Genomic DNA, 21,673 nt, shown 5'->3' on the forward strand with positions numbered 1-21,673 from the left:
CGTTAGCAGTGAAGAACATTTCAGACATCTCGTCAGGCCTCGTGTCCGGAAAGCGAGACGGCTGCAACGCCCCGGTCACCCATCCGCACCCGCCGCGCGGCACAATGCAGCCATGCGTGCTGCCCGGCTGATCAGGATGGTGCTGCTGCTGCAGCACCGGCGGACGATGACCGCCGCCGAAATCGCCGCGGAGCTCTCGGTGTCGGAACGCACCGTCACCCGGGACGTGGCCGCACTCGGCCAAGCGGGTGTCCCGGTCTACGCCGAACGTGGCAGGTCCGGCGGATACCGCCTGGTGGGGGGCTATCGCACGGGCCTCACGGGCATCGCCAAGGGCGAGGCGGAGGCACTGTTCCTCTCCGGTGTGCCCTCGGCGCTGCGGGACCTCGGCCTGGCGGACGCGGCGTCGGCCGCCCGCCTGAAGGTCTCCGCCGCGCTCAGCCCCGAGCTGCGCGACGCTCCCCGCACGGTGGCCCAGCGGTTCCACCTGGACGCGCCGAACTGGTGGCAGGAGGTCGAGACGCCGGCCTTCCTGCCGGCTCTCGCCGAGGCGGTCTGGGACGACCTGCCCGTGACGGTGCGTTATCGTCGCCGCAACGGCGAGGTGGTCCGGGAACTGGAGCCCTACGGCCTCGTGTTGAAGGCGGGCGTGTGGTATCTGGCCGCCGCGACCGGCGGCGGTTTCCGGGTCTACCGGGTCGACCGCTTCGGCGAGGTGACGGCCCGGCAGGGGCGCTTCGTGCGGGACGAGGAGTTCGACCTCCCGGGCTTCTGGGACGAGCGGGCCGCGGCGTTCGCCCGTTCGGTGCTGCGAGAGCAGGTCGTGCTGCGGCTCACCCCGGCCGGGGTGCGGAACCTGCGGTTCGTCTGCGGGGACCGCGTCGCGGCCGACGAGGCGGTGGCCGCCGGGACCCGCGAGGAGGACGGCCGGCTGACGGTCACGCTGGCCGTGGAGTCCCAGGAGGTGGCCTTCGGGCAGCTGTTCGCGCTGGGACCGGAGGCGGAGGTGTGCGCGCCCGCCCCGCTGCGGGAGCGCTTCGCCCGGGCCGCGGCGCGCATGGCCGAGGTCTACCGGCGCCCCTGACGGCCGGACGGGAGCACCCGGGGGCGTTCCCGTCCGGCACCCGGCTCAGCGGTAGTCCGCCACGTCGACCTCCCTGCCGCTCATGACCTCCTTCAGGTAGCGCCAGGCGTCCGGCTGCGACCCGTCCGCGTCCTTCACGCCGTACTCGCGAGCGAGCTGTCCGCTGTCCACCGACTGCCCGTTCCAGCGCGCCACGTCGGTGTCCGCTGCGAGCGCGGCCACGCAGCGGCCCAGGAACAGCGGCGACTCGGCGATGGCGAAGGTCGGCTCCTTGGCTACGGCGTCCCGCCAGTTCTCCTCGGTGACACCGAACGCGTCGAGCATCTGCTCCGACCGCAGGAAGCCCGGGGAGACGCACACCGCGTGGCCGCCGTGCGGCTTCAGCTCGGCGGCGAGGGCCTTCGCCATCCGGATGGGGGCGTACTTGGCGACGTCGTAGCAGAAGCTCTCGCGGTACTCCCGGTTCGAGTCGGCCGTGCCGTCCGTCACCTCGATCACCAGGGCGCCCGGCCGGCGGATCAGCAGCGGCAGCATGCGGTGGCTGGTGATGACGTGGCTGTCGATGCCCAACCGCAGCATGCGCAGGTTGGCCTCAAGGTCGAGTTCCCACAGCGGCTTGTGGAACACGAGCAGGTGGTCGCCGCCCCAGATGTCGTTGACCAGCACGTCCAGCCGCCCCTGCTCGCGGTCGATGCGCTCGGCGAGCCCCGCCACCTGCTCCGGGTCCAGGTGGTCGACGACCACCGCGATGCCGGTGCCGCCCGCCTCGTCGACGAGTTCCGCGGTCTGCTCGATGGTCTCGCCCGCCCGGCCGACCTCGCTCAGCCGGTCCCTTGTGGTGCGCCCGGTCGCGTACACGGTCGCGCCGGCCCGTCCCAGCTCCACCGCCATCGCCCGGCCGGCGCCCCGGGTGGCGCCCGCGACCAGCACGACCTTGCCGGCCAGCGGGCGCCGGGGACCGTCCGACGTGTCCCCGGGGCCGTCCTGGGTGGGGTGCGCGTGCTCTGTCATGGTGCAACGTCCTCTCGTCCGGTTGCCGTCACCAGGTCGTCATCGGCAACTCCCGCCACGCTGACAGGGAAACCGGACATCTTCTGTCGCCTTTCCCGGACCGGGTTCCGGACCGGATTCCGGGCGGCCCCGCCGGGCGGCCTTCCCGCGCTGGGTCGCCCGCCGGATCAGGGGCCAGGTCGCCACGGCTCAGCCCAGGGCGACGAGGTTCAGCCCAGGACGGGCAGCTCGCCGCCGGGGCGCAGCCGACCGGTCAGCGCGTTCGACGCCCGCATGCCGCACGTAACGACACGGGCGCATCCGCGTGGCTCCGCGTGCGCGAAGGGCCGCCAGGCCCGATGCTGGTCCCGTGACACTGCACGAGGACGAGTTCTGGCAGCTCATCGACGCCACCCGGCAGGCCGCCGGAGGTGATCCGGACGAGCATGCCGAACTGCTGGTCGACCGCCTGGCCGGTCTCGACCCGGACACGGTGGTCGACTTCGCGCGCCACTTCGAGGCCCGCTACCAGCGGTCCTACCGCTGGGACCTGTGGGGCGCCGCCTGGGTGCTGCTCGACGGGGCGAGCGACGACGTCTTCGACTCGTTCCGCTGCTGGCTGATCGGGCAGGGCCGGCAGGTGTTCGAGGGGGCGCTGCACTCCGGCGGCGACGCGCTGGCGAAGCTGCTGGAGGACTTCGACCCGGAGGCCGACGGTGAGGGCGAGGATCTGGCGTACGCCGCGGACGAGGCGTACGAGCAGCTGACCGGAGGCGAGTTGCCCGATCTGGGCCCGGAGCCTCCGGCCGATCCGCAGGGCACGCCGATCGCCCTGGAGGACGACGCGGTGCTGGCCGAGGAGTTCCCCCTGCTGTGGGCCCGCTTCCGCAGCTGAGCGGCTGAAGCAGCCCGCGGGCGAGCGGGTCCGGTCGCCGGCCGGAGCGCGACGCGGGCCCGTCGCTCAGCGTCCGCCGGGCGGGAGGACGCGGCCCATCAGCACGTCGTCGACGGTCCGGCCCTCGACGACGAACTCCCCCGGCAGGACACCCTCCACGGTGAAGCCCTCCGTCGCGTACAGCCGGCGGGCCGGGGTGTTGGTGGCGAGCACCCGCAGGGTGAGGCGGGTGACGTCCTGGAGGCGGCAGGTGTCGGCGGCGGCCCGCAGCAGGGCGCGGGCCACGCCCCGGCCGCGGGCCCAGTCGTCCACCGCCAGGCCCTGGATCTGGCGCACATGGCGGTTGCTGGGCAGCGGGGTGGGGGCCACCAGCCGCAGGTACCCGGCGGTGCGTCCGCCGACCACCGCGACCAGGTGGTTGCGGGGCAGGTGGTGGCCGTCGAAGAACGGCCCGTACGGCCTGCGCGGTCGCGGCGTGACGGCGTGCAGCGGCGACCAGGTGCGCCCGTCGAGGTCCGCCAGGGCCTCCCCGTCGGTCGCGGCGGCGGTTCGGATCAGCGGTTCCCCTTGCATGCCGGGCACTCTGCCTCGCCTTCCGGGCGGGTGTCCACCAGGATGGGGCCATGCGAATCGTGATCACCGGTGCGTCCGGACTCATCGGCTCCGCCCTCGTCCGCTCGCTGCGGAGTGACGGGCACGACGTGGCACGGCTGGTGCGCCGCCCGCCTGCCGCGGCGGACGAGGTCGAGTGGGATCCGCAGGCCGGCCGGGTGGACTCCGCAGGGCTGGAGGGCTGCGACGCGGTCGTCCACCTGGCCGGTGCGGGCGTGGGCGACAAGCGCTGGACCGACGGTTACAAGCGGGTGATCCGGGACAGCCGCGTCCAGGGGACCGCGACGCTGGCCGCGGCGCTGGCCGACCTGCACACACCGCCGAAGGTGTTCGTGTCCGGCAGCGCCATCGGCTTCTACGGCGACACCGGCGACCGGGCGGTGGACGAGGACGCACCGCCCGGCACCGGCTTCCTGCCGGAGATCTGCCAGGAGTGGGAGGCGGCGGCGGCGCCGGCCGCCGACGCGGGCATCCGCACCGTGTTCCCGCGCACCGGCCTGGTGGTGTCCCGGGAGGGCGGCGCGTGGGGCCGGCTCTTCCCGATCTTCAAGGCGGGTCTGGGCGGCCGGATGGGTGACGGCCGGCAGTTCTGGAGCTTCATCTCGATGCACGACGAGATCGCCGCCCTTCGGCACCTGATCGACACCGGGTCGCTGTCCGGGCCGGTCAACCTCACGGCGCCCGACCCGGTGCGGAACCGGGAGGTGACGGCCGCGATGGGCCGGGTCCTGCGGCGCCCGACGATCGCCGCGGTGCCGGCCCCGGTGCTGAAGGTGGCGCTGGGCGAGTTCGCCCAGGACGTGCTGGGCAGCCAGCGGGTGGTGCCGCTGCGGCTGCTGGAGTCGGGTTTCCGGTTCGCCTTCCCAAAGATCAACGAGTCGATCCGGGCAGCCCTGGGCTGAGCCGGGGCGGCGCGGGGCACACCGCGGAGGGGAGCCGTCCGCACACGCCGGCGGGTCGGCGCAGGACCGGCGGCAGGGCTCCGGTGGCGTGCGACCGCCGTGCGACCGTGCACTGCCGGTGCGCGACTGCCCCGGAGCCCTTACCTTCGTAGGGTCGTGTCGTACGTGAGTTCCGCTCGCACGGGCCGGGGACCGGCCCGCACATCGGGTAAGCATTCTCGGGAGGGCATGTGCCCAGCACCGCACCGATACGTCGCACGGACACCGCCGACGTGGTGATCATCGGCGCCGGACTCGCCGGACTCGCCGCCGCGCACCACCTGAGCAGCGCCGGCGTCGCCGTCACGGTGCTGGAGGCCGCCGACCGGATCGGCGGCCGACTGGGGACGGAGCGCACGGACGGCTACCGGCTCGACCACGGCGCCCAGCTGTTCTGCGCCGACTGGCCCGAACTGGCCCGCTGCCGCGGGCTGGAGGCGCTGGCACTGCGGCCCTTCTCGCCCGGCGCGGTCGTGCGCAGCGGCGACCGTTCGGTGCGGGTGAGCGGTGCCCGCACCCTGCGCCCGGGGGGAGGCGCAGGGGGCGCACGCCATTCCGCACGCGCCCTGGCGGGTGCGCTGGACGCCGCCCGGCTGCGGGGGCAGCTGGCACGGCTGGGCAGCACCCCGATCGCCCGGCTGCACACCCGCTCGGAGCTGCCGGCGGGTCGCGCGCTGACCGCCCGCGGCGTGCCGGCGCGGACCGTCGAGGGGCTGGTCAGGCCGCTGGTCGGCGCGCTGCTCGGGGACCTCGACCTCACCACCTCCAGCCGCGTCGTCGACCTCGCGCTGCGCGGGTTCGCCCGTCGCGGCCTGTGCCTGCCGGCGGGCGGCGCCGCGGCGGTGCCCGAGCTGCTGGCCGCCGCGCTGCCGCGCGGCACCGTGCGCACCGGGGTGCGGGCGGTGTCGGTGTCCACCAACGCGGTCGAGACCGAGGCGCACGGCGTGCTGGCGTGCCGGGCCGTGGTCATCGCCACCGGCGCGCGGGACGCCGCCGCGCTGCTGCCGGGCCTGCGGGTGCCCGCGTTCCACCCGGTGACCGTGCTGCACCACGCGGCGGACGCCGACCCGCCGCTGGAGGACACCTCGCTGCTGCTGGACGCCGACCGCCGGGGGCCGGTGGCGCACACCATGGTCGCCTCGGCGGTGGACCCGTCCCGGGCCCTGCCGGGGCGGACGCTGGTGACGTCGGTGGTGCTGGGCAGGAGCGCGTTCGACTCGGTGGCGGCCCTGGACCGCGCCGCCCGGGCCCAGTTGACCCGGTTGCACGGGGCCGGCGCGGACAGCTGGGAGCTGCTGTCCGCCCGGCACGACGCGTACGCGGTGCCCGCGATGCCGGCGCCGCACGACCTCCAGCGCCCGGTGCGGGTGCTGACCGGGCTGTACGTCTGCGGTGACCACCGGGACACCAGCACCCCGCAGGGCGCGCTGCACTCCGCACGCCGGGCGGCGAGAGCCGTCTGCCGGGACTTCGGGGTGGCCACCACCTCCGGCGCGGCCTTACCGGCCGCCGCCTGACCACAGCGGCGACGGGCGCACCCGGGCAGCGAGCCCCGGGTGCGCCCGTCGCCGTGCGCCCCTGCCCTCCCCCTTGCTGCGCACGTTGCCGTGCCGTCGCCGCAATGTGCGTCGGCGTTTGTCGACCCTCTGCCTGCGAGGGAGTCAACTGCCCTACGCTGTCGCCCACTTGACTGGCCATGACAGCGAAGGCGGCGTCCGACGTGCTCAAGTCCACCCCCCTGGCCGCAGCAGCGGCTCTTCTCCTGCTCGCCACCGCTCCCGCGCAGGCTGCCGACACCGGCTCCCTGCCCTACTCCGCCACCACGGGCGTGGGCGTGCACAACGCCTACGAGAAGTCCACCTTCCCCTTCCTCGCCGACGCGTTGGACTCCGGGGCGGGCCTGCTGGAGTTCGACGTGTGGACGAACAGTTTCGCGCCGGGCTGGCGCGTCTCCCACAACAAACCGCTCGCCAACGACAACAACTGCGAGAACGCCTCCTCCGCCGCGCAGTTGCGCACCCGGCCGCGGAACCAGCGGCTGGACGGGTGCCTGGCGGACCTGCGGGCCTGGCACGACGCGAACCCGGGGCACCGGCCGATCCTGTTGAAGATCGAGATGAAGGACGGCTTCTACGGCAAGGGAGGCCGCGGACCTGCCCAGTTCGACGCGCTGGTCAACAGCAAGCTGGGCGACGCCGTCTACCGGCCCGGCCAGCTGACGGGCGGCCACGCCACGCTCGACGAGGCGGTGCGGGCCGACGGCTGGCCCACCCGCGACCAGTTGGCGGGCAAGTTCCTCATCCACCTGATCCCCGGCACGGTGGAGGAGGGCAATCCGCTCGACACCCTGTGGACCGACCGCGAGTACGCCACCCACCTGCGCACGCTCGCCTCGGCGGGCCGCCTGAACGAGGCCGTCGCCTTCCCCGCGGTCCACCGCGCCGAGGCCGGCGACCCGCGGGTGGGCCGCTACGCCGACGCGTCCATCCGCCCGTGGTTCGTGGTCTTCGACGGGGACGCCGCCGCCTACGGGTCGATCGACACCCGCTGGTACACCAGCCGCAACTACCTGCTCGTGATGACCTCGGCGCACAACGTGCCGCCTGCGATCGACGCGCGCACCCCGTCCGAGCCCGACGCCACCGCCCGCGTCGCCCTGCTGGCCTCCCGGGGCGCGGGCCTGGTGACCTCCGACTGGGCCTCGCTCCCCCGGGTGCTCGGCACCGTCCTGCCGCACGGCTGACCGGCTGACCGGCCGGCGGCCGGATGGACGGGCCGACCGGTGGATCGGCAGACGGGTGGACCGGCAGAACGGCAGATCGGCTGGACTGACCGGCAACGCTAGCGGCTCGGGAGCGGTGGCGCGCGCTGGAACGGTCGTACGGGTGCTGTACGGCCGGACACGGCGCCGCCGCCCCGGGTCAGCGGCGACTTCGTGAGACCTGTACGTCATGCAATATGACAAATCCGATGCGCTCTGCCACTCAGCGAGGACACCCCAGCACCCCGCGGACCCGCCGCCCGCGGGTCCCGACGAGTCGCCAGGGGCGGTCGGGTCGCAGGCCCCGACCCCGGACGGGCGGGCCGCCCCGCGCGCGACACGGCGCATGCTGCTGCGCGGCGCGGCCTGCCTGGGGCTGGTCGGCGTCCACCGCCTGCTGGCGGCGGCTCCCGCACACACACCCGGCTTCGGCGGCGTCGCGGCGGTTGCCGACGACGCACGGCCCGCTGCCGAGTCCTACCGGCTGCGCCCGCTCGCCGGCACCGAGCGCCTGCCGTCAGGTGCGCCACCGCACGGGCCGCGCACGGTCCGCACCGAGGCGCATCTGACTCTCAGTGAGCCGGGCAGCAAGATCGCGCTGACCTTCGACGACGGTCCCCACCCGCGCCAGACCCCGGCGGTGCTGCGCATCCTGCGCCGCCACGGCGCCCGGGCCACCTTCTTCGTCATCGGCGAGAACGCCGGCTGGAACCCCGACCTGGTCAAGGCGATCGCCGACGACGGCCACCTGATCGCCAACCACTCCTGGAGCCACCCGCAGCTCAACCGCGTGCCCGAGGCCAGGGTCCGCCGAGAGCTGGGACGCACCTGCGACCTCATCGAGCGGGCCCTCGGCGCACCCCCGCGCTTCGCACGGGCGCCCTACGGCGCCTGGCACGCCCCCTCGCTGCGCATCTGCGCGGAGCTGGGCATGGAACCCATGGGCTGGTCCATCGACACACTCGACTGGCGGGAGCCGGGCAGCCGCACCATCCGCTCCCGCGTCCTCACCGGCGCGCACCCCGGCGCGATCGTGCTGGCCCACGACGGCGGCGGGGACCGCAGCCAGACGGTCGACGCACTGGCCCACTACCTGCCCCGGCTGATCGACCAGGGCTACACCATGGTGCCGCTCTCCGAGCCCACCTGAGTCGCCCTGCCCGCGCCCCTGGGGCTCCTGGGGCCACCACCGGCACACGCCGAGCGGGGACGCCGAACCGGACCGTTATGTACAGATATCTTTCGATCTGCCCAACTGAGGCGCACAATGGAACATGCGTGGAGGCTTGCGTTTCGACAGACCAGAAAGGGGCGAGTCGCATGGCCGACGTCTCACACCACAGGGGTGACCTGACCGGTCACCCGGACGCTTCCGAGATGCGGGAGCGCTATTCCCGAGTGCTGGGCGGACGGGACGTGGCGTTCGTGGACGGGCCGGTGTTCCTCGCCGGTCTGTACTGCGCCATATCCCCCTGGGTCGTCAACTTCTCCGGTTCACAGCCGGCGCTCGCGACCCATCACCTCATCATCGGCATAGCCATCGCCGTCATGGCGCTCGGCTTCACCATGGTGCCCGAGCGGATGTACGGGATGAGCTGGGCCATGTGCGCCATAGGTGTCTGGCTGGCCGTGTCCTCGTGGATCGTGGGCACCAACCCCGACGCCGGGATCATCTGGAACAACCTCATCGTCGGCGCCGTGGTGTTCTGCCTCGGTCTGGCCTGCGCGGCGACCGCCGCACGGGTCACACGGGAGCGGTGATCCACCGCTCCCAAGACCGCACCCGCACCCGTTTCACACCAGGAGGCCATCCCTGAGGCCGCGCCGCCCGCGATCCAGCCCTCGCGGACGGCGCGGCGGCCTGGCTTCTCACGTCGGCTCACCTTCGGCACGGCGGCTCCCCCAGTGCGACGGCTCACCTTCGGCACGGCGGCGGCCGTAGGGTCGCGGTATGCCTCTTCGCGAAGCCGCAGCGCCGGTCGCCGTACTGGGCGTGCTGGGCGCCGTGAACCTGCTGAACAACCGGTGGGCGCCGCAGGCGAGCGTGCCGACCTCGGTGGCGGCAACCGCCGTCGTCGCCGCGATCGGCCGAGGCCACGCCGCCGGCCGGCGTCCCGCGGGCCCGCCGGCCCCGGGGGACGCACGAGCCCGGCGCCGCCGCGGGCTGCGGTACGGGGGCGCGGCGGCCGGTGCGGTCGCCGCCGCCTACACCGTCGCCGCCGTGCTACCCGCCACCCGGCCGCTGTTCGCCGACGACCGCGCCGAGGACACGCTGCCCGGCGTGCTGCGCCAGGCGCTCGTCGACGTGCCGCTGGGCACCGTGCTGCTGGAGGAGACGGCGTTCCGGGGGGTGCTTCCCGCGGTACTGCGGCAGACCTGCGGGCCGGTCGGCGCGGAATGGGCCTCGATCGCCCTGTTCGGCCTGTGGCACGTCCTGCCGTCCGGCGACCTGCTGACGGCCAACCCGGCACTGACGGAGGTCTCGACCGGCGGCCGGACACCGACGCGACTGGGCGCCGCCGCCGGCGCGGTGGTCACCACCGCTGCCGGGGGCGCGGTCTTCACCCTGCTCCGGCAGCGGAGCGGCAGCCTGCTCGCGCCCGCACTGCTGCACACCGCGCTCAACTCCGGCGGCTACCTGGCCTCCTGGGCGGTCCGGCGGCTCAGCCGCTGACCTCCGGGGGCCCGCCCACCCCCGCCGCACCGTCCGCGTCGCCGCCCGTGGCCGGACCGCCGTCCGCGTCCGGCCCGTCGCCGCCGCTCTTCCCGCCCTGCACTCCGGGCTCGTCACTCCCGCCGGGCTCGTCACCCCCGCCGGGCTCGTCACCCCCACCCGACTCGTCACTCCCGCCCGGCCGGAGGCGGTGTCCGTGCTCGTGCAGTATGCGTTCCAGCTCCCGGGCGGCCCGCGGCGGCGACACGTCGCCCCTGTGCGCGACGGAGACCGTGCGGTGCAGGCCCGGTGGCGGAAAGGGCATGATGCGCAGGCCGGAGCGCACCGCCACCATGCTGGGCACCACGGCCAGGCCCAGGCCGGCGCGGACGAAGCCGAGCACGGCGTCCATCTCCCCGCCCTCCACGCTCAGCACCGGCTCGAACCCCGCGGCACGGCTCACTGAGAGGGTGAACTCCCGCAGGTCGTAGCCGTGGCGGAACATCACCAGCGGATGCCCGCGCAGGTCGGCCACCTTCAGGTACGGGCCGGGCACGGGAGGAGGCGCACCCGGCGACGAGACCACCACCAGCTCCTCCCGCAGCAGTTCCTTCGTCACCAGGGCCGGCGACTGCCCCGGCAGCGGCGTGATCACCAGCGCGAGATCCAGCTCGCCGGACGCCAGTACCCGCACCAGGTCCTGGGACCCGTTCTCGTGCACCACCAGCTCCACCCCCGGGTAGCGCCGGTGGAAGACCCGCAGCACGTCCGGCAGCAGGCTCGTGCACAGGCTCGGCGGGGCGCCGATCCGCACCCGGCCCCTCCGCAGCCGCACCACCTCCTGCACCTCGCGGCGGGCGGTCTCGGCGTCGGCGAGGATGCGCCGGGCCAGCGGCAGCAGCGCCTCCCCCGCGTCGGTCAGCGCGATGTGCCCGCGCGCGCGATGGAACAGGTCGGCGCCCAGCTCCCGCTCCAGGGCCCGGATCTGCTGCGAGAGCGAGGGCTGGGCGACGTGCTCACGCTGGGCCGCCCGGGTGAAGTGGCGGGTGTCGGCGACGGCGACCACATAGCGGAGCTGCTGGAGCTGCATCCTTCCAGCATAGACATCGGCTATCGACATGAACTCTTCTATGTCTTGGACTGATCGCGCTCGGCTGCCTACCGTGGTGACTTATGGCAGGTACCCCGCTAACCGAGCGCCGCCCCTCCACCGTGCGCCTGCTGTGGCAGTCCACGCTGGGGAAGAAGGCCGTCATGGCCGTCACCGGCGTGATGCTGCTGCTCTACCTGATCGCGCACATGCTGGGGAACCTCAAGATCTTCTTCGGTCCTGAGGACTTCAACGGGTACGCGCACTGGCTCCGGACCATCGGTCAGCCAGTGCTGCACCACGAGTGGTTCCTGTGGATCGCCCGCGTCGTGCTGCTCGCCTCGGTGGTGCTGCACGGCGTCGCCGCGTACCAGCTCAGCCGCCGGGACATCGCCGCCCGCCCGGTGCGCTACGCCCACCGGCGGGCGCGGACCAGCTACGCGACGCGCACCATGCGCTGGGGCGGGGTGATCATCGCGCTGTTCGTCGTGTGGCACCTGCTGGACCTGACGACCGGCACGGTGAACCCGCGCGGTGAGGCCGGACGCCCCTACGAGAACGTGGTGGCCACGTTCAGCACCTGGTACGGCAACGTCATCTACGTGGTGGCGATGCTCGCGGTAGGGCTGCACATCCGGCACGGCTTCTGGAGCGCGGCGCAGACGCTCGGCGCGAGCAGTCCCGCGCGGGACCGGGGCCTGCGGCTCCTGTCCAACGGGCTGGCCCTGATCCTGACCGCGGGTTTCCTCGCGGTCCCCCTCGGCGTGATGACGGGACTGGTGAGCTGACATGTCCTCCCCCGACAGCCCGGCCCCCGGCACCGCACCGGCCGCCCCGGCACCCCCCGCCCCGGACGTCTCGGCGCCGGACGTCGCGACGCCGGACGTCTCGGCGCCGGACGTCTCGGCGCCGGACGTCTCGGCGCCGGACGTCTCGGCGCCGGACGTTGCCGACCCGGGCGGCGACGGCGACCGCTGGGTGACGGGCAGCCCGCTCACGGCGGACGACTGCGGCGCCCCGGAGGGGCCGATCGCGGAGCGCTGGGACCGGCGCCGGTTCGAGGCGAAGCTGGTCAACCCGGCCAACCGCCGCCGCTACACGGTCATCGTGGTCGGCACCGGTCTGGCCGGCGGCGCCGCCGGTGCGACGCTCGCCGAGCAGGGCTACCGGGTGGTGCAGTTCTGCTACCAGGACTCGCCGCGCCGGGCCCACTCCATCGCCGCCCAGGGCGGCATCAACGCCGCCAAGAACTACCGCAACGACGGCGACTCGGTGCACCGCCTGTTCTACGACACCGTCAAGGGCGGCGACTTCCGCGCGCGGGAGTCCAACGTGCACCGCCTCGCCGAGGTGTCCGTGGAGATCATCGACCAGTGCGTGGCGCAGGGTGTGCCGTTCGCCCGCGAGTACGGCGGCCTGCTGGACACCCGCTCGTTCGGCGGTGTGCAGGTGTCCCGCACCTTCTACGCCCGCGGCCAGACCGGCCAGCAGCTCCTGCTGGGCGCCTACCAGTCGCTGTCGCGGCAGATCGCCGCCGGACGGGTGGAGATGCACGCCCGGACGGAGATGCTGGACCTGGTGGTGATCGACGGCCGGGCCCGCGGCATCGTCGCCCGGGACCTGGTGACGGGCCGGATCGACACCTACTTCGCCGACGCGGTGGTGCTGGCCACCGGCGGCTACGGCAACGTCTTCCACCTGTCGACGAACGCCAAGAACTCCAACGCCACCGCGATCTGGCGGGCCCACCGGCGCGGCGCCCTGTTCGCGAACCCCTGCTTCACCCAGATCCACCCCACCTGCATCCCGCGGTCGGGCGACCACCAGGCGAAGCTGACGCTGATGAGCGAGTCGCTGCGCAACGACGGGCGCATCTGGGTGCCCGTGCGCGCCGGCGACGACCGGCCGCCGGGAGAGATCCCGGAGTCCGAGCGGGACTACTACCTGGAACGGCTCTACCCGGCCTTCGGCAACCTGGTGCCCCGGGACATCGCCTCCCGGGCCGCGAAGAACGTGTGCGACGAGGGCCGCGGCGTCGGCCCCACCGGCCAGGGCGTCTACCTGGACTTCGCCGACGCCGTCGAACGGCTGGGCCGCGACGCGGTCGAGGAGAAGTACGGCAACCTCTTCGAGATGTACGAGCGGATCACCGCGGAGGACCCCTACGAGGTGCCGATGCGGATCTACCCGGCGATCCACTACACGATGGGCGGCCTGTGGGTGGACTACGACCTGCAGACGACCGTGCCGGGCCTGTTCGCGATCGGCGAGGCGAACTTCTCCGACCACGGCGCGAACCGGCTGGGTGCCTCGGCGCTCATGCAGGGCCTCGCCGACGGCTACTTCGTGCTGCCGGCCACGCTCGGCGACTACCTGGCCCGGCACCCGCACGAGGACGTCGACGCCGAGCACCCGGCCGTGCACGAGGCGATGACCGAGGTCACCGACCGTCTGTACCGGCTGCTGTCCAACAACGGCGACCGCACCGCGGACTCCTTCTCCCGCGAGCTGGGCGAGATCCTGTGGGAGGAGTGCGGCATGGCCCGCTCCGCGGAAGGGCTGCGCCGGGCCCTGGACCGCATTCCCAGGCTGCGGGAGGAGTTCTGGGAGCGCATCAGCGTGCCGGGCGGCGGCGAGCAGCTGAACCAGTCGCTGGAACGCGCCCACCGGGTCTCCGACCACCTGGAGCTGGCCGAGCTGATGTGCGTGGACGCGCTGCACCGGGCGGAGTCCTGCGGCGGCCACTTCCGCACCGAGAGCCAGACCGAGGACGGAGAGGCCGAACGCGACGACGAACGGTTCTCCTACGTCGCCGCCTGGGAGCACACCGGCGTCGGTGAACCTCCGGTGCTGCACCGCGAGGACCTGCACTTCGAGTACGTACACCCCACCCAGCGGAGCTACTCATGAAGCTCACCCTGCGCATCTGGCGGCAGACCGGCCCCGACGAGCCGGGCCGGATGACGCCCTACGAGGTCGACGGCATCTCCCCCGACATGTCGTTCCTGGAGATGCTGGACACCCTCAACGAGCAGCTGACACTGCGGGGCGAGGAACCGGTCGCCTTCGACCACGACTGCCGCGAGGGCATCTGCGGCGCCTGCGGCATGGTGATCAACGGAGACGCGCACGGTCCGGAGCGGACCACCACCTGCCAGTTGCACATGCGGCACTTCACCGACGGCGAGACGGTCGACGTGGAGCCGTGGCGGGCCGGCGCGTTCCCCGTGGTGCGGGACCTGGTGGTCGACCGGTCGGCGCTGGACCGGATCATCGGCTCGGGCGGCTACATCACCGCGCCGACGGGCAGCGCGCCCGACGCGCACGCCACCGCGGTGCCCAAGCAGGCGGCCGACACCGCGTTCCAGAACGCCGAGTGCATCGGCTGCGGTGCGTGTGTGGCCGCCTGCCCCAACGGCGCGGCGATGCTGTTCACCGCGGCCAAGGTCATGCACCTCAACGTGCTGCCGCAGGGCGCCCCGGAGCGCGAGAGCCGGGTGCTGGACATGGTGTCGGCGATGGACGACGAGGGGTTCGGCGGCTGCACCAACGTCGGGGAGTGCGCGGCGGCGTGCCCCAAGGGGATCCCGTTCCAGTCGATCACCGCGATGAACCGGGAGTTCCTGCGCGCCAACCGCCGCCGTCCCTGACCCGGCGCCAGGTCGCTCCCCGGCCGAGCACTTGGCTGAGCGGCAGCGGCAGCGGGTGACGCGTCCCCGTCCGGCCCGGGCGGACGCCGGCGCCACCGTCAGGGTCGCTGTCCGTGTCGCCGTGCGGACCACCGACCGGACCGCTGTCCGGGCCGGTGGTCAGTGCTGCGGCGAGCGGGGCGGGCATCCGGGCCGGGTCGAGCAGGCCCCGGACCGCGGCGGCGGTGATCCGGTGCCAGTCGGTGGCAGAGCGCACCATCGCATGGTCACCGCCGGGCACGACCACCCCGCAGGCCGCGGACCCGGCAGCCCGCGCACGGGCGGCGAAGGCCCACGTCTGCCGCGGGTCGGTGACGCGGTCGCGGTCACCGTGCACCAGAACCACGGTGCGGCCGGCGAGCTGGGTGACCGGTTCACCCGGCGGGCACCAGGGCGCGAGGCCCACCACTCCCGCGATGTGCGGGGCGTCGGCGACACGCAGTGCGGCCCGGGCGCCCATCGAGTGCCCGACCAGCACGACCGGCAGCGGCCCGCACGCCTCGGCCAGTGCACGCAGCGCCGCACGGGCGTCCGCGGCGGGGTCCGCCCGTCCGCCGTTCCAGCCGCGGTGGCGGTAGCGGGCGGCGGCGATCACCAGGGACGGCACGGGGGCGGCACGGCCCAGCGCGCGGGCGAGCAGACCCAGACGACGGGCCGGCAGGTTCCATCGGGTCGGGGGCTCCAGCGCGTCGGCCCGACCGCCGTGCAGGAGCAGCACCGCGGCCTGCGAGGTGGCCGGGCGGACGCGGATGTCCAGCGGGACGTGCTGCACGACGGGTGCCTTCCCTCGGCCGGCCCGGCAGGTGCCGGCCGGGAACGTGTGGGCCGCCGCCGACCTGACACGTGTGACGGCGGGACCGTTTGACGGTGGCGTGGTGGCGCGGTGATGTGTGGTCGCAGGCCGTGGACGGGCCCTCGCCGGGGCGCTTGCCCGCCTGAGGCGGGGTCAGTCCGCACCGGGGTGGCGCAGCAGCCCGGCCACCGAGAGCGCGCCCCAGGCGACGGACACGGCGACGGCCTTCCAGCGGTAACCGCGCGGCAGGGTCGCGGCCAGCAGCGCCGCGTCGCCGAAGTCGGCGGCGATGCGCAGCGACGCCGCCGCCCGCAGCGGGCCACCGGCGGGCGCGACGGCCATGGCGGCCCCGCAGGCGGCGTCCCGCCAGGCCAGCGGCCGGAGCGAGGTCGCCGTGTCGGGTGCCGTGCGGCCGGCTGCGTCGACCAGCCCGGAGGGCTTGGCGAGCAGCTGCGGGCGCAGGGTCACCGCCAGCCCGTACACGGCGGTGGCGGCTCCGACCGCGCGCAGCAGCTTGGTGTCCACGGTTTCTCCTTCGTGTGCCGGTGGCGCGGCCGCATCCTGCCGGGTGGCGTGGCGGCCCGTTCCCCTCCCTTTCCTCGCCCGCCGGTGCGGCGGATTCGCCCCGGCCGCACCGGGCGCGGGCGCTCCAATCACGGGTCGCCGGCCGGGGGCCCGGTCAGGATGCAGCGGGCAGCACCGAGGGCAGCCCGAAGCGGCTGAAGAGGTCCAGCTCGAAGAAGGCCACCACGTGGGAGACGCCGCTGCCCGAGAGCGTGAGGACGTGCAGGTTCCAGGGCGCGAAGCTGCCGTCCGCCTGGCGCATGTACATACCGAACGCGGGCTGGCCGTTGAGCGCGGCAGGCACCAGGCGCAGGTCGCCGGGCCCTGCGGGGCACTGGTTCTTGATGAGCAGGCCGATGTCCTCCGGCCCCCGGTACCAACCGGTGAAGGGTGGCATCTCCCAGACGGCGTCCTGGGTGAACAGCTGCACGATGGCGCTGATGTCCTTGTTCTCGAAGGCCGTGACGTAGCGGTCGAGCAGCTCCCGCTGGGCGGCGTCGGACGGCTCGGAGACGCTCTCCTCCGTCGGGGTGAGCTGCTTGAGCTGGGCGCGGGCCCGCTGCAGCGCGCTGTTCACCGAGGCGGTGGTGGTGTCCATCAGCTCCGCCACCTCGGCGGCCCGCCACTTCAGCACGTCCCGCAGCAGCAGCACCGCCCGCTGGCGCGGCGGCAGGTGCTGGAGGGCGGCGACGAACGCCAGCCGGATGCTCTCCTTGGAGGTGACGACGGCCGCCGGGTCGGCACCCGCGGCTCCGACCATCGCGTCAGGCACGGGCTCCAGCCACGGCACCTCGCCCTGCTCGACCAGCGTGTCCGAGGGGTCGGAGCTGGGCGCGCCAAGACCGGTGGGCAGGGGCCGGCGGCTGCGGCTCTCCAAGGCGTCGAGGCAGGTGTTGGTGGCGATGCGGTGCAGCCAGGTGCGCATCGAGGAGCGCCCCTCGAACCGGTCGTAGGCACGCCAGGCACGCAGGTACGTCTCCTGGACGAGGTCCTCGGCGTCGTGCACCGACCCCAGCATGCGGTAGCAGTGCGCCAGCAGTTCCCGCCGGAACGGGTCGGCCAGCCGCGGGAACTCCTCGTCGATCTGCTTCTGTGCCATGGCTCTGCCCTTCCAGACCTCACACGCCGCCTCGGATGCCGCCATCCTCACACCGGGGTCTGACAACCCGCCGGAACCCGCCGAACTCGGGCGGTGGCCGGCCCTCGGGGGAGGCCGGCCCGTTCCGGCGGGAGCCGCTCGGGGCCGGCCTTCGAGGCTTCCAGCATGCCCCGTGCGGCGGCGGTCGGCCATCGGCGGAACCGGCTCCGCGTCCCGGTGGCGGTCGGGAGCCGAACCGGGCTCAGACGGCGGGCGGGTCCGGAACGAGGACCACCTTGCCGGTGACCGTGCCGGACTCCGCGAGGCGCATCGCCTCGGCCGCCCGGGAGAGCGGGAGCCGGGCCGCGACCTGCGGGACCAGCGCACCCTGCTCGACCAGCGCGAACACCCGCCCCAGGTCCTCCCGCAACCGCGCCCGGAACCTCGCCGGGCGGCGCCTGCCGGACCAGATGTTGTAGAAGTGGGTGCGCCGCCCGTTGGGCAGCACCCTCCACAGCAGCAGCCGGGCGACCAGTTTGAGCACCGGCAGTTTCGACGAGCCGGACACGTCCCTGGTGGACGCGGTTCCGTAGGCGACGAGGCTGCCACCGGGGGCCAGCAACCGGAACGAGTCGACGATGCCCTCGCCACCGACGTGGTCGAACACCGCGTCCACCCCGCCGGGCACCGACTCGCGGATGCGCTGCGAAAGTTGCGGATCGCGGTAGTCCAGCGGCTCGGCCCCCAGCCGCGCCACCGCCTCGTGGTGACGCGGGGACGCTGTGCCGATCACCCGCAGCCCGGCATGCCGGGCGAGCTGCACCAGCGTCGAGCCGACGCCGCCGTTCGCTCCGAGCACGACCACGGTGCCGCCCGCCGGCACCCGCGCCACCCGGTGCAGCATCTGCCAGGCCGTCACCCCGTTGACCACGGCCGTCTCCGCCTCGGCCGAACCCACCGACGCGGGCACCTCGACCAGGTCCGCCGCGTCGACCGCCACGTGACTCGCCCAGCCACCGGTCTTGGTCAGCGCCGCGGAACGCCGCCCCAGCAGCGCCGCGTCGACGCCCTCCCCCACCGCGGCCACCGCTCCGACCAGGTCGTAGCCGGGCACGAAGGGGAACGGCGGCTGGTCGAAGTACTTGCCGCGGCGCATCTGCTGCTCCGCGAAGGACACCCCGGTCGCCTCCATCGCCAGCACCACCTGTCCCGCTCCCGGCACCGGCACCGGCCGACGCCGCACGCGCAGGCCCTCCGCCTCGACCACCCCGGGCAGCACCACCTCCGTGGCCGTACGTCCTTCGGCTACCTCCGCCTGCTCCCCCGCGGCGTCGCCACCGCTCGCCGGCTCCGCACTTCGCCCCGTACCAGTCATGACCCTCACCTAGCTACATATAGTCACTGTTGTTAGATGTTGTAACTTGCAGTCTGCTCACCCGGCAGGCCCTCGTCAAGCGGCACCCCTGCCAGCCACCCCCGACCGGGCCCCCGGCCACCGGCCCGGCCAGGCACAGGCCTCGGACGACTTTCCCTGTATCCCCGCCACCAGAATTCACGCGAGTCCCCCACCTACTTCCGGGCCCAGCGACCCCCCGTTCGATCTCTGCTTTTCTCCTGCTTTCCTCTTGCCGGACTCTTGTTCACACCTTGCACATGACGGACACCAATCGCCCTGGAAGTAAGGAGAATAGCAAACTCCCAGTTCAGAGCCCTGCTCAACAGACAAGAAATCCATATGAGTACGAGTACCCATATGGATTGACCGACCCTCCTGCCATGCTGTTCCCACGACCTCCCGAAAGGCAGAGAAAAATGAGCGACAACAATCGAGTGCAGGGTTTCCTCTCCGCAGTGGCCGGCAACTGGGTTTCACGCCTGTACCTGGCAGCGACGCTGGGCCTGCTGATCTGGGCGATGGCCGACCACGCGTTCGTGACGCACCAGGACGCCTCGTTCGCGGCCGTCGTACCCCTGCTCGCCACCGCGCCGACCAGCCTGCTCACCCTGCTGCTCCCGGAAGGCGCTCCGGCGGCGCTCTTCTTCGCGGTGATCGCCACGGCCGCCGTCGTCAACGCGGCGCTGCTCGGGGCGCTGACGCAGCGCCTCCTCGGCCGACCCGTGCGGGCCTGACCACCCCGTGCGGGCCTGGGTCACCCGTGCGGGCCTGACCATCTCGTGCGGAACCCGACCTCGTACCAGCCTCGCCCCGGAGCCCGCAGCAGTCACCGCCCCCCGGTGGGGAGCGGCTGCGGCACCGGGGCCGCCGCATGCCCCGAGGTCCCACGCGGTATGCCGTTCCGCCGTCCGAGGAGCGCACGCACCGGCCCGCCCGGCGCCACACCGCCCGGCATACTCCGCCCATGGATGTCCCTGCGAAGCACAGCCCGGTGACCCTGCACCCAGCCACCGGACAGCACGCCCGGCGCACCGTCGAGAACCTGGCCCAGCTCTACCGCCACGACCTCTCCGAGTTCACGGGCCAGCTGCCCGCCGCCGACGGCACGTTCCGCTTCGGTCCGCTGCCGTCGTTCTTCGACGCACCGGACCGCCGGGCCTACCTGATCCGAGCCGCCGACCAGCTCGCCGGTTTCGCGCTCACCCGCCGCATGGACGAACGGGTCGGTCCGGACGGTGACCAGCGCACCTCACTTTCGGCCTTCTTCGTGGTGCGGGCCCTGCGCGGACACGGCGTCGGCCGGCGGGCCGCGCTGTACCTGCTGTCCGGCCGGCCCGGGCCATGGGGAATCGCCTACCAGGAGGCCAATCCGGGCGCGGCCCGCTTCTGGCGGCAGGTCGCCGCGGACGCGGCGGGCACCGCCTGGCATGCGGAGCGCCGCCCATCGCCCTCCGGAGCCGCCGGCGCCGCGCCGGACGTCTGGCTGCTGCTCGACACCGCGAACCGCCACCGCGAAGCAACCTGCCCCCCGGGTGAGCAGTCGGCCGGAACGACCGCGACCCCTTGAAGCCCGGGCGCCCCCGCAGCCCCCTGACGACCGGACGGCCGCAGCTCCGTGAATCGGTCCGGTATTCCGCTCGCCGATCGGTCCGGGACACCGGACCGTTCCCTGCCTACGTTGAGGAGCACGCCCGCCACCGGTGACCGCCGGTGGAGCGGGCGGTGTTCACCTTTCACCCCTCCTCGACCCAGCAAGGAGCCACTCATGAGGCGACGCAACATCGGTGGGCCGTCCGGCCCGAGCGCGGGACTCCTCTCCCTGGGCGCGATGCCGTTCGGCAGCCTGGTGGACGAGGCGACGTCCTTCGCCATCCTGGACCGCTTCCGTGAGGCGGGCGGCAACCTCATCGACACGGCCAACAACTACGCGTTCTGGATACCCGGCTGCACCGGGGACGAGTCGGAGACCGTCGTCGGCCGCTGGATGGAGTCCCGCGGGGTGCGGGACGAGATGCTGATCTCCACGAAGGCCGGCGCTCGGCCCACCGTGCCCGGTACGGGCCTGGAGACAGCGGAAGGCCTGTCGGACGCGGTGATACGCAGCGCCGCGCAGGACAGCCTGCGCCGGCTGCGGACGGACCGCATCGACGTGTACTGGACGCACATCGAGGACCGTTCCGTCCCACTGGAGGAAACCCTCGGCACCCTCGACGCGTTGGTGCGGCACGGGCAGGTCAGGCTGCTCGGCAGCTCCAACCAGCCCGCCTGGCGCATGGAACAGGCACGGGCGACGTCCCGCAGCCACGGCTGGACCCCCTACACCTGCGTGCAGCAGCGCTACTCCTACCTCCAGCCGCGCTTCGACGTGGCGTTCCCGGAGTCGGGGCACGTGCACGTCACCGCCGAACTTCTGGACTACGTGCGCAACGAGCCCGATCTGACCCTCACCACGTACTCGACGCTGCTGTCCGGCGCCTACACCCGCGCCGACAAGCCGTTGTCGGCCGCCTACGAGCATCCCGGCACCCCCGCCCGGCTCGCCGCGGTGCGCGAGGTGGCGGCAGAGGTGGGCGCCACCCCGAACCAGGTGGTACTGGCCTGGCTGCTGGGCGGCGACCCCCAGCCGCTGCCCGTCGTCGGCGTCAGCTCGGTGGCACAACTGGACGAGGTGCTGGGCGGCCTAGACCTGAAACTGGAGCCGGAGCTGAGGACCCGACTGGACCGGGCCGGCGGTCCGCCCCCGCAGGACGCCTGAACGAGGCGCCCGCCGGGCTCGCACCTCTCGGGGTGGTCCGTGACCGGCACGCGCGGGGACGTCTCCATCGTCTGCACAGGGCATTCGAGTTCCTGGTGCAAAGCCGTCCGCCCGGCGGCTGTGGCCGGTTCTGAGGCGTCACGTCATGGGTCTCGGGGTAAGGAGCAGGGGCTTCATCGTGTGGTGGATGCCTCAGCAACTGTGGGCGCTCGTCTTCTCCTTGCGGTGGGAACCGGGTTGCTTGGTGGCTACAGTGTCAGGGCGCATCACGCCGGGATCGGGCGGTGACCATCGATGCGGTGACGTGTGGTGAGTGGGGGAGTGGGTTTCTGTGGGTGATGGGCAGGGTGGGGTGCGGCCGTCGGAGCCGCA

At 73.5% G+C, this 21,673-nt stretch carries 20 protein-coding genes and 1 pseudogene; 14 read left to right on the forward strand and 7 right to left on the reverse strand.

Annotated features, from left to right (window positions below; translation table 11 throughout):
* The first annotated feature begins 112 nt into the window (after positions 1-112).
* Positions 113-1,084, forward strand: a complete 972-nt coding sequence (locus tag QNO07_RS25745; RefSeq protein WP_283994868.1) for a helix-turn-helix transcriptional regulator — start codon at positions 113-115, stop codon at positions 1,082-1,084.
* Positions 1,085-1,129: 45 nt separating this feature from the next.
* Here QNO07_RS25745 and QNO07_RS25750 read toward each other — a convergent pair whose 3' ends face one another.
* The gene (locus QNO07_RS25750; RefSeq protein ID WP_283994869.1) at positions 1,130-2,095 is read right to left on the reverse strand and encodes an SDR family oxidoreductase; all 966 of its coding nucleotides are present in this window, start codon (positions 2,093-2,095) and stop codon (positions 1,130-1,132) included.
* Positions 2,096-2,450: 355 nt separating this feature from the next.
* Here QNO07_RS25750 and QNO07_RS25755 point away from each other — a divergent pair, with 355 nt between their 5' ends.
* Complete coding sequence (locus QNO07_RS25755) at positions 2,451-2,969, forward strand: DUF4240 domain-containing protein (RefSeq protein ID WP_283994895.1); 519 nt, start codon at positions 2,451-2,453, stop codon at positions 2,967-2,969.
* A 66-nt stretch (positions 2,970-3,035) separates the two neighbouring features.
* Here the strand turns inward: QNO07_RS25755 and QNO07_RS25760 are convergent, their stop codons facing one another.
* Positions 3,036-3,542 (reverse strand): GNAT family N-acetyltransferase, encoded by a 507-nt coding sequence (locus tag QNO07_RS25760; protein WP_283994870.1) that lies wholly within the window; start codon positions 3,540-3,542, stop codon positions 3,036-3,038.
* A gap of 50 nt (positions 3,543-3,592) precedes the next feature.
* On the opposite strand from QNO07_RS25760, the gene QNO07_RS25765 reads away from it, so the two are divergent.
* The 6 genes from QNO07_RS25765 to QNO07_RS25790 all read left to right on the forward strand — a co-directional run bounded on the left by QNO07_RS25765 (position 3,593) and on the right by QNO07_RS25790 (position 9,957).
* Complete coding sequence (locus tag QNO07_RS25765; protein WP_283994873.1) at positions 3,593-4,483, forward strand: TIGR01777 family oxidoreductase; 891 nt, start codon at positions 3,593-3,595, stop codon at positions 4,481-4,483.
* Positions 4,484-4,713: 230 nt separating this feature from the next.
* Complete coding sequence (locus QNO07_RS25770) at positions 4,714-6,039, forward strand: FAD-dependent oxidoreductase (RefSeq protein WP_283994874.1); 1,326 nt, start codon at positions 4,714-4,716, stop codon at positions 6,037-6,039.
* A 179-nt stretch (positions 6,040-6,218) separates the two neighbouring features.
* Positions 6,219-7,265 (forward strand): phosphatidylinositol-specific phospholipase C domain-containing protein, encoded by a 1,047-nt coding sequence (locus QNO07_RS25775; RefSeq protein WP_283994875.1) that lies wholly within the window; start codon positions 6,219-6,221, stop codon positions 7,263-7,265.
* Positions 7,266-7,629: 364 nt separating this feature from the next.
* On the forward strand, positions 7,630-8,433 hold the full coding sequence (locus QNO07_RS25780) for a polysaccharide deacetylase family protein (protein WP_283994877.1): 804 nt from the start codon (positions 7,630-7,632) through the stop codon (positions 8,431-8,433).
* A 170-nt stretch (positions 8,434-8,603) separates the two neighbouring features.
* Positions 8,604-9,044, forward strand: a complete 441-nt coding sequence (locus QNO07_RS25785; RefSeq protein WP_283994878.1) for an SPW repeat protein — start codon at positions 8,604-8,606, stop codon at positions 9,042-9,044.
* A 190-nt stretch (positions 9,045-9,234) separates the two neighbouring features.
* Positions 9,235-9,957, forward strand: a complete 723-nt coding sequence (locus tag QNO07_RS25790; RefSeq protein ID WP_283994880.1) for a CPBP family intramembrane glutamic endopeptidase — start codon at positions 9,235-9,237, stop codon at positions 9,955-9,957.
* A 196-nt stretch (positions 9,958-10,153) separates the two neighbouring features.
* On the opposite strand, the pseudogene QNO07_RS25795 reads toward QNO07_RS25790, so the two are convergent.
* Positions 10,154-11,026: pseudogene (locus tag QNO07_RS25795) on the reverse strand (LysR family transcriptional regulator); the annotation flags it as partial.
* 83 nt (positions 11,027-11,109) lie between these two features.
* Between QNO07_RS25795 and QNO07_RS25800 the strand changes: the two are divergent.
* Genes QNO07_RS25800 through QNO07_RS25810 form a run of 3 tightly spaced genes read left to right on the forward strand, consistent with a single transcriptional unit; the run spans position 11,110 to position 14,676 of the window.
* The gene (locus QNO07_RS25800; RefSeq protein WP_283994882.1) at positions 11,110-11,814 is read left to right on the forward strand and encodes a succinate dehydrogenase cytochrome b subunit; all 705 of its coding nucleotides are present in this window, start codon (positions 11,110-11,112) and stop codon (positions 11,812-11,814) included.
* 1 nt (position 11,815) lies between these two features.
* Positions 11,816-13,936: a fumarate reductase/succinate dehydrogenase flavoprotein subunit gene (locus QNO07_RS25805; RefSeq protein WP_283994883.1), complete on the forward strand. Its 2,121-nt coding sequence runs from the start codon at positions 11,816-11,818 to the stop codon at positions 13,934-13,936.
* The gene (locus tag QNO07_RS25810; RefSeq protein WP_283994884.1) at positions 13,933-14,676 is read left to right on the forward strand and encodes a succinate dehydrogenase/fumarate reductase iron-sulfur subunit; all 744 of its coding nucleotides are present in this window, start codon (positions 13,933-13,935) and stop codon (positions 14,674-14,676) included. The genes QNO07_RS25805 and QNO07_RS25810 overlap by 4 nt, the downstream gene beginning before the upstream one ends.
* Here the strand turns inward: QNO07_RS25810 and QNO07_RS25815 are convergent.
* The 4 genes from QNO07_RS25815 to QNO07_RS25830 form a co-directional block, all read right to left on the reverse strand.
* Complete coding sequence (locus QNO07_RS25815; RefSeq protein WP_283994885.1) at positions 14,627-15,487, reverse strand: alpha/beta fold hydrolase; 861 nt, start codon at positions 15,485-15,487, stop codon at positions 14,627-14,629. The two genes, QNO07_RS25810 and QNO07_RS25815, sit on opposite strands and share 50 nt — an antisense overlap.
* Positions 15,488-15,661: 174 nt before the next feature.
* Positions 15,662-16,033, reverse strand: coding sequence for a hypothetical protein (locus tag QNO07_RS25820; RefSeq protein ID WP_283994886.1), 372 nt, complete (start codon positions 16,031-16,033; stop codon positions 15,662-15,664).
* A 154-nt stretch (positions 16,034-16,187) separates the two neighbouring features.
* A complete protein-coding gene (locus tag QNO07_RS25825; RefSeq protein ID WP_283994887.1) occupies positions 16,188-17,171 on the reverse strand; it encodes a sigma-70 family RNA polymerase sigma factor in 984 nt (327 codons plus the stop codon).
* Between the two features lie 241 nt (positions 17,172-17,412).
* Complete coding sequence (locus QNO07_RS25830; protein ID WP_283994888.1) at positions 17,413-18,525, reverse strand: medium chain dehydrogenase/reductase family protein; 1,113 nt, start codon at positions 18,523-18,525, stop codon at positions 17,413-17,415.
* Positions 18,526-18,962: 437 nt separating this feature from the next.
* Between QNO07_RS25830 and QNO07_RS25835 the strand changes: the two genes are divergently transcribed.
* The 3 genes from QNO07_RS25835 to QNO07_RS25845 all read left to right on the forward strand — a co-directional run bounded on the left by QNO07_RS25835 (position 18,963) and on the right by QNO07_RS25845 (position 21,301).
* The gene (locus QNO07_RS25835; protein WP_283994889.1) at positions 18,963-19,280 is read left to right on the forward strand and encodes an SCO4225 family membrane protein; all 318 of its coding nucleotides are present in this window, start codon (positions 18,963-18,965) and stop codon (positions 19,278-19,280) included.
* Between the two features lie 230 nt (positions 19,281-19,510).
* Positions 19,511-20,113 (forward strand): GNAT family N-acetyltransferase, encoded by a 603-nt coding sequence (locus QNO07_RS25840; protein WP_283994890.1) that lies wholly within the window; start codon positions 19,511-19,513, stop codon positions 20,111-20,113.
* A gap of 198 nt (positions 20,114-20,311) precedes the next feature.
* Positions 20,312-21,301 carry an aldo/keto reductase gene (locus QNO07_RS25845; RefSeq protein ID WP_283994891.1) on the forward strand — a complete coding sequence of 330 codons (990 nt, stop codon included), beginning with the start codon at positions 20,312-20,314 and terminating at the stop codon, positions 21,299-21,301.
* Positions 21,302-21,673: the final 372 nt, after the last annotated feature.

This window comes from Streptomyces sp. 549 (genome assembly GCF_030124175.1).
In the GTDB taxonomy this organism is placed as follows: domain Bacteria; phylum Actinomycetota; class Actinomycetes; order Streptomycetales; family Streptomycetaceae; genus Streptomyces.

Bases quoted from the DNA above. Each gene is read 5' to 3' on its own strand.
- QNO07_RS25775 (WP_283994875.1), top strand. From the start codon at position 6,219: ATGACAGCGAAGGCGGCGTCCGACGTGCTCAAGTCCACCCCCCTGGCC.
- QNO07_RS25840 (WP_283994890.1), top strand. From the start codon at position 19,511: ATGGATGTCCCTGCGAAGCACAGCCCGGTGACCCTGCACCCAGCCACC.
- QNO07_RS25750 (WP_283994869.1), bottom strand. From the start codon at position 2,095: ATGACAGAGCACGCGCACCCCACCCAGGACGGCCCCGGGGACACGTCG.
- QNO07_RS25805 (WP_283994883.1), top strand. From the start codon at position 11,816: ATGTCCTCCCCCGACAGCCCGGCCCCCGGCACCGCACCGGCCGCCCCG.
- QNO07_RS25785 (WP_283994878.1), top strand. From the start codon at position 8,604: ATGGCCGACGTCTCACACCACAGGGGTGACCTGACCGGTCACCCGGAC.
- QNO07_RS25845 (WP_283994891.1), top strand. From the start codon at position 20,312: ATGAGGCGACGCAACATCGGTGGGCCGTCCGGCCCGAGCGCGGGACTC.
- QNO07_RS25745 (WP_283994868.1), top strand. From the start codon at position 113: ATGCGTGCTGCCCGGCTGATCAGGATGGTGCTGCTGCTGCAGCACCGG.
- QNO07_RS25760 (WP_283994870.1), bottom strand. From the start codon at position 3,542: ATGCAAGGGGAACCGCTGATCCGAACCGCCGCCGCGACCGACGGGGAG.
- QNO07_RS25835 (WP_283994889.1), top strand. From the start codon at position 18,963: ATGAGCGACAACAATCGAGTGCAGGGTTTCCTCTCCGCAGTGGCCGGC.
- QNO07_RS25830 (WP_283994888.1), bottom strand. From the start codon at position 18,525: ATGACTGGTACGGGGCGAAGTGCGGAGCCGGCGAGCGGTGGCGACGCC.
- QNO07_RS25780 (WP_283994877.1), top strand. From the start codon at position 7,630: ATGCTGCTGCGCGGCGCGGCCTGCCTGGGGCTGGTCGGCGTCCACCGC.
- QNO07_RS25810 (WP_283994884.1), top strand. From the start codon at position 13,933: ATGAAGCTCACCCTGCGCATCTGGCGGCAGACCGGCCCCGACGAGCCG.
- QNO07_RS25800 (WP_283994882.1), top strand. From the start codon at position 11,110: ATGGCAGGTACCCCGCTAACCGAGCGCCGCCCCTCCACCGTGCGCCTG.
- QNO07_RS25765 (WP_283994873.1), top strand. From the start codon at position 3,593: ATGCGAATCGTGATCACCGGTGCGTCCGGACTCATCGGCTCCGCCCTC.
- QNO07_RS25825 (WP_283994887.1), bottom strand. From the start codon at position 17,171: ATGGCACAGAAGCAGATCGACGAGGAGTTCCCGCGGCTGGCCGACCCG.
- QNO07_RS25790 (WP_283994880.1), top strand. From the start codon at position 9,235: ATGCCTCTTCGCGAAGCCGCAGCGCCGGTCGCCGTACTGGGCGTGCTG.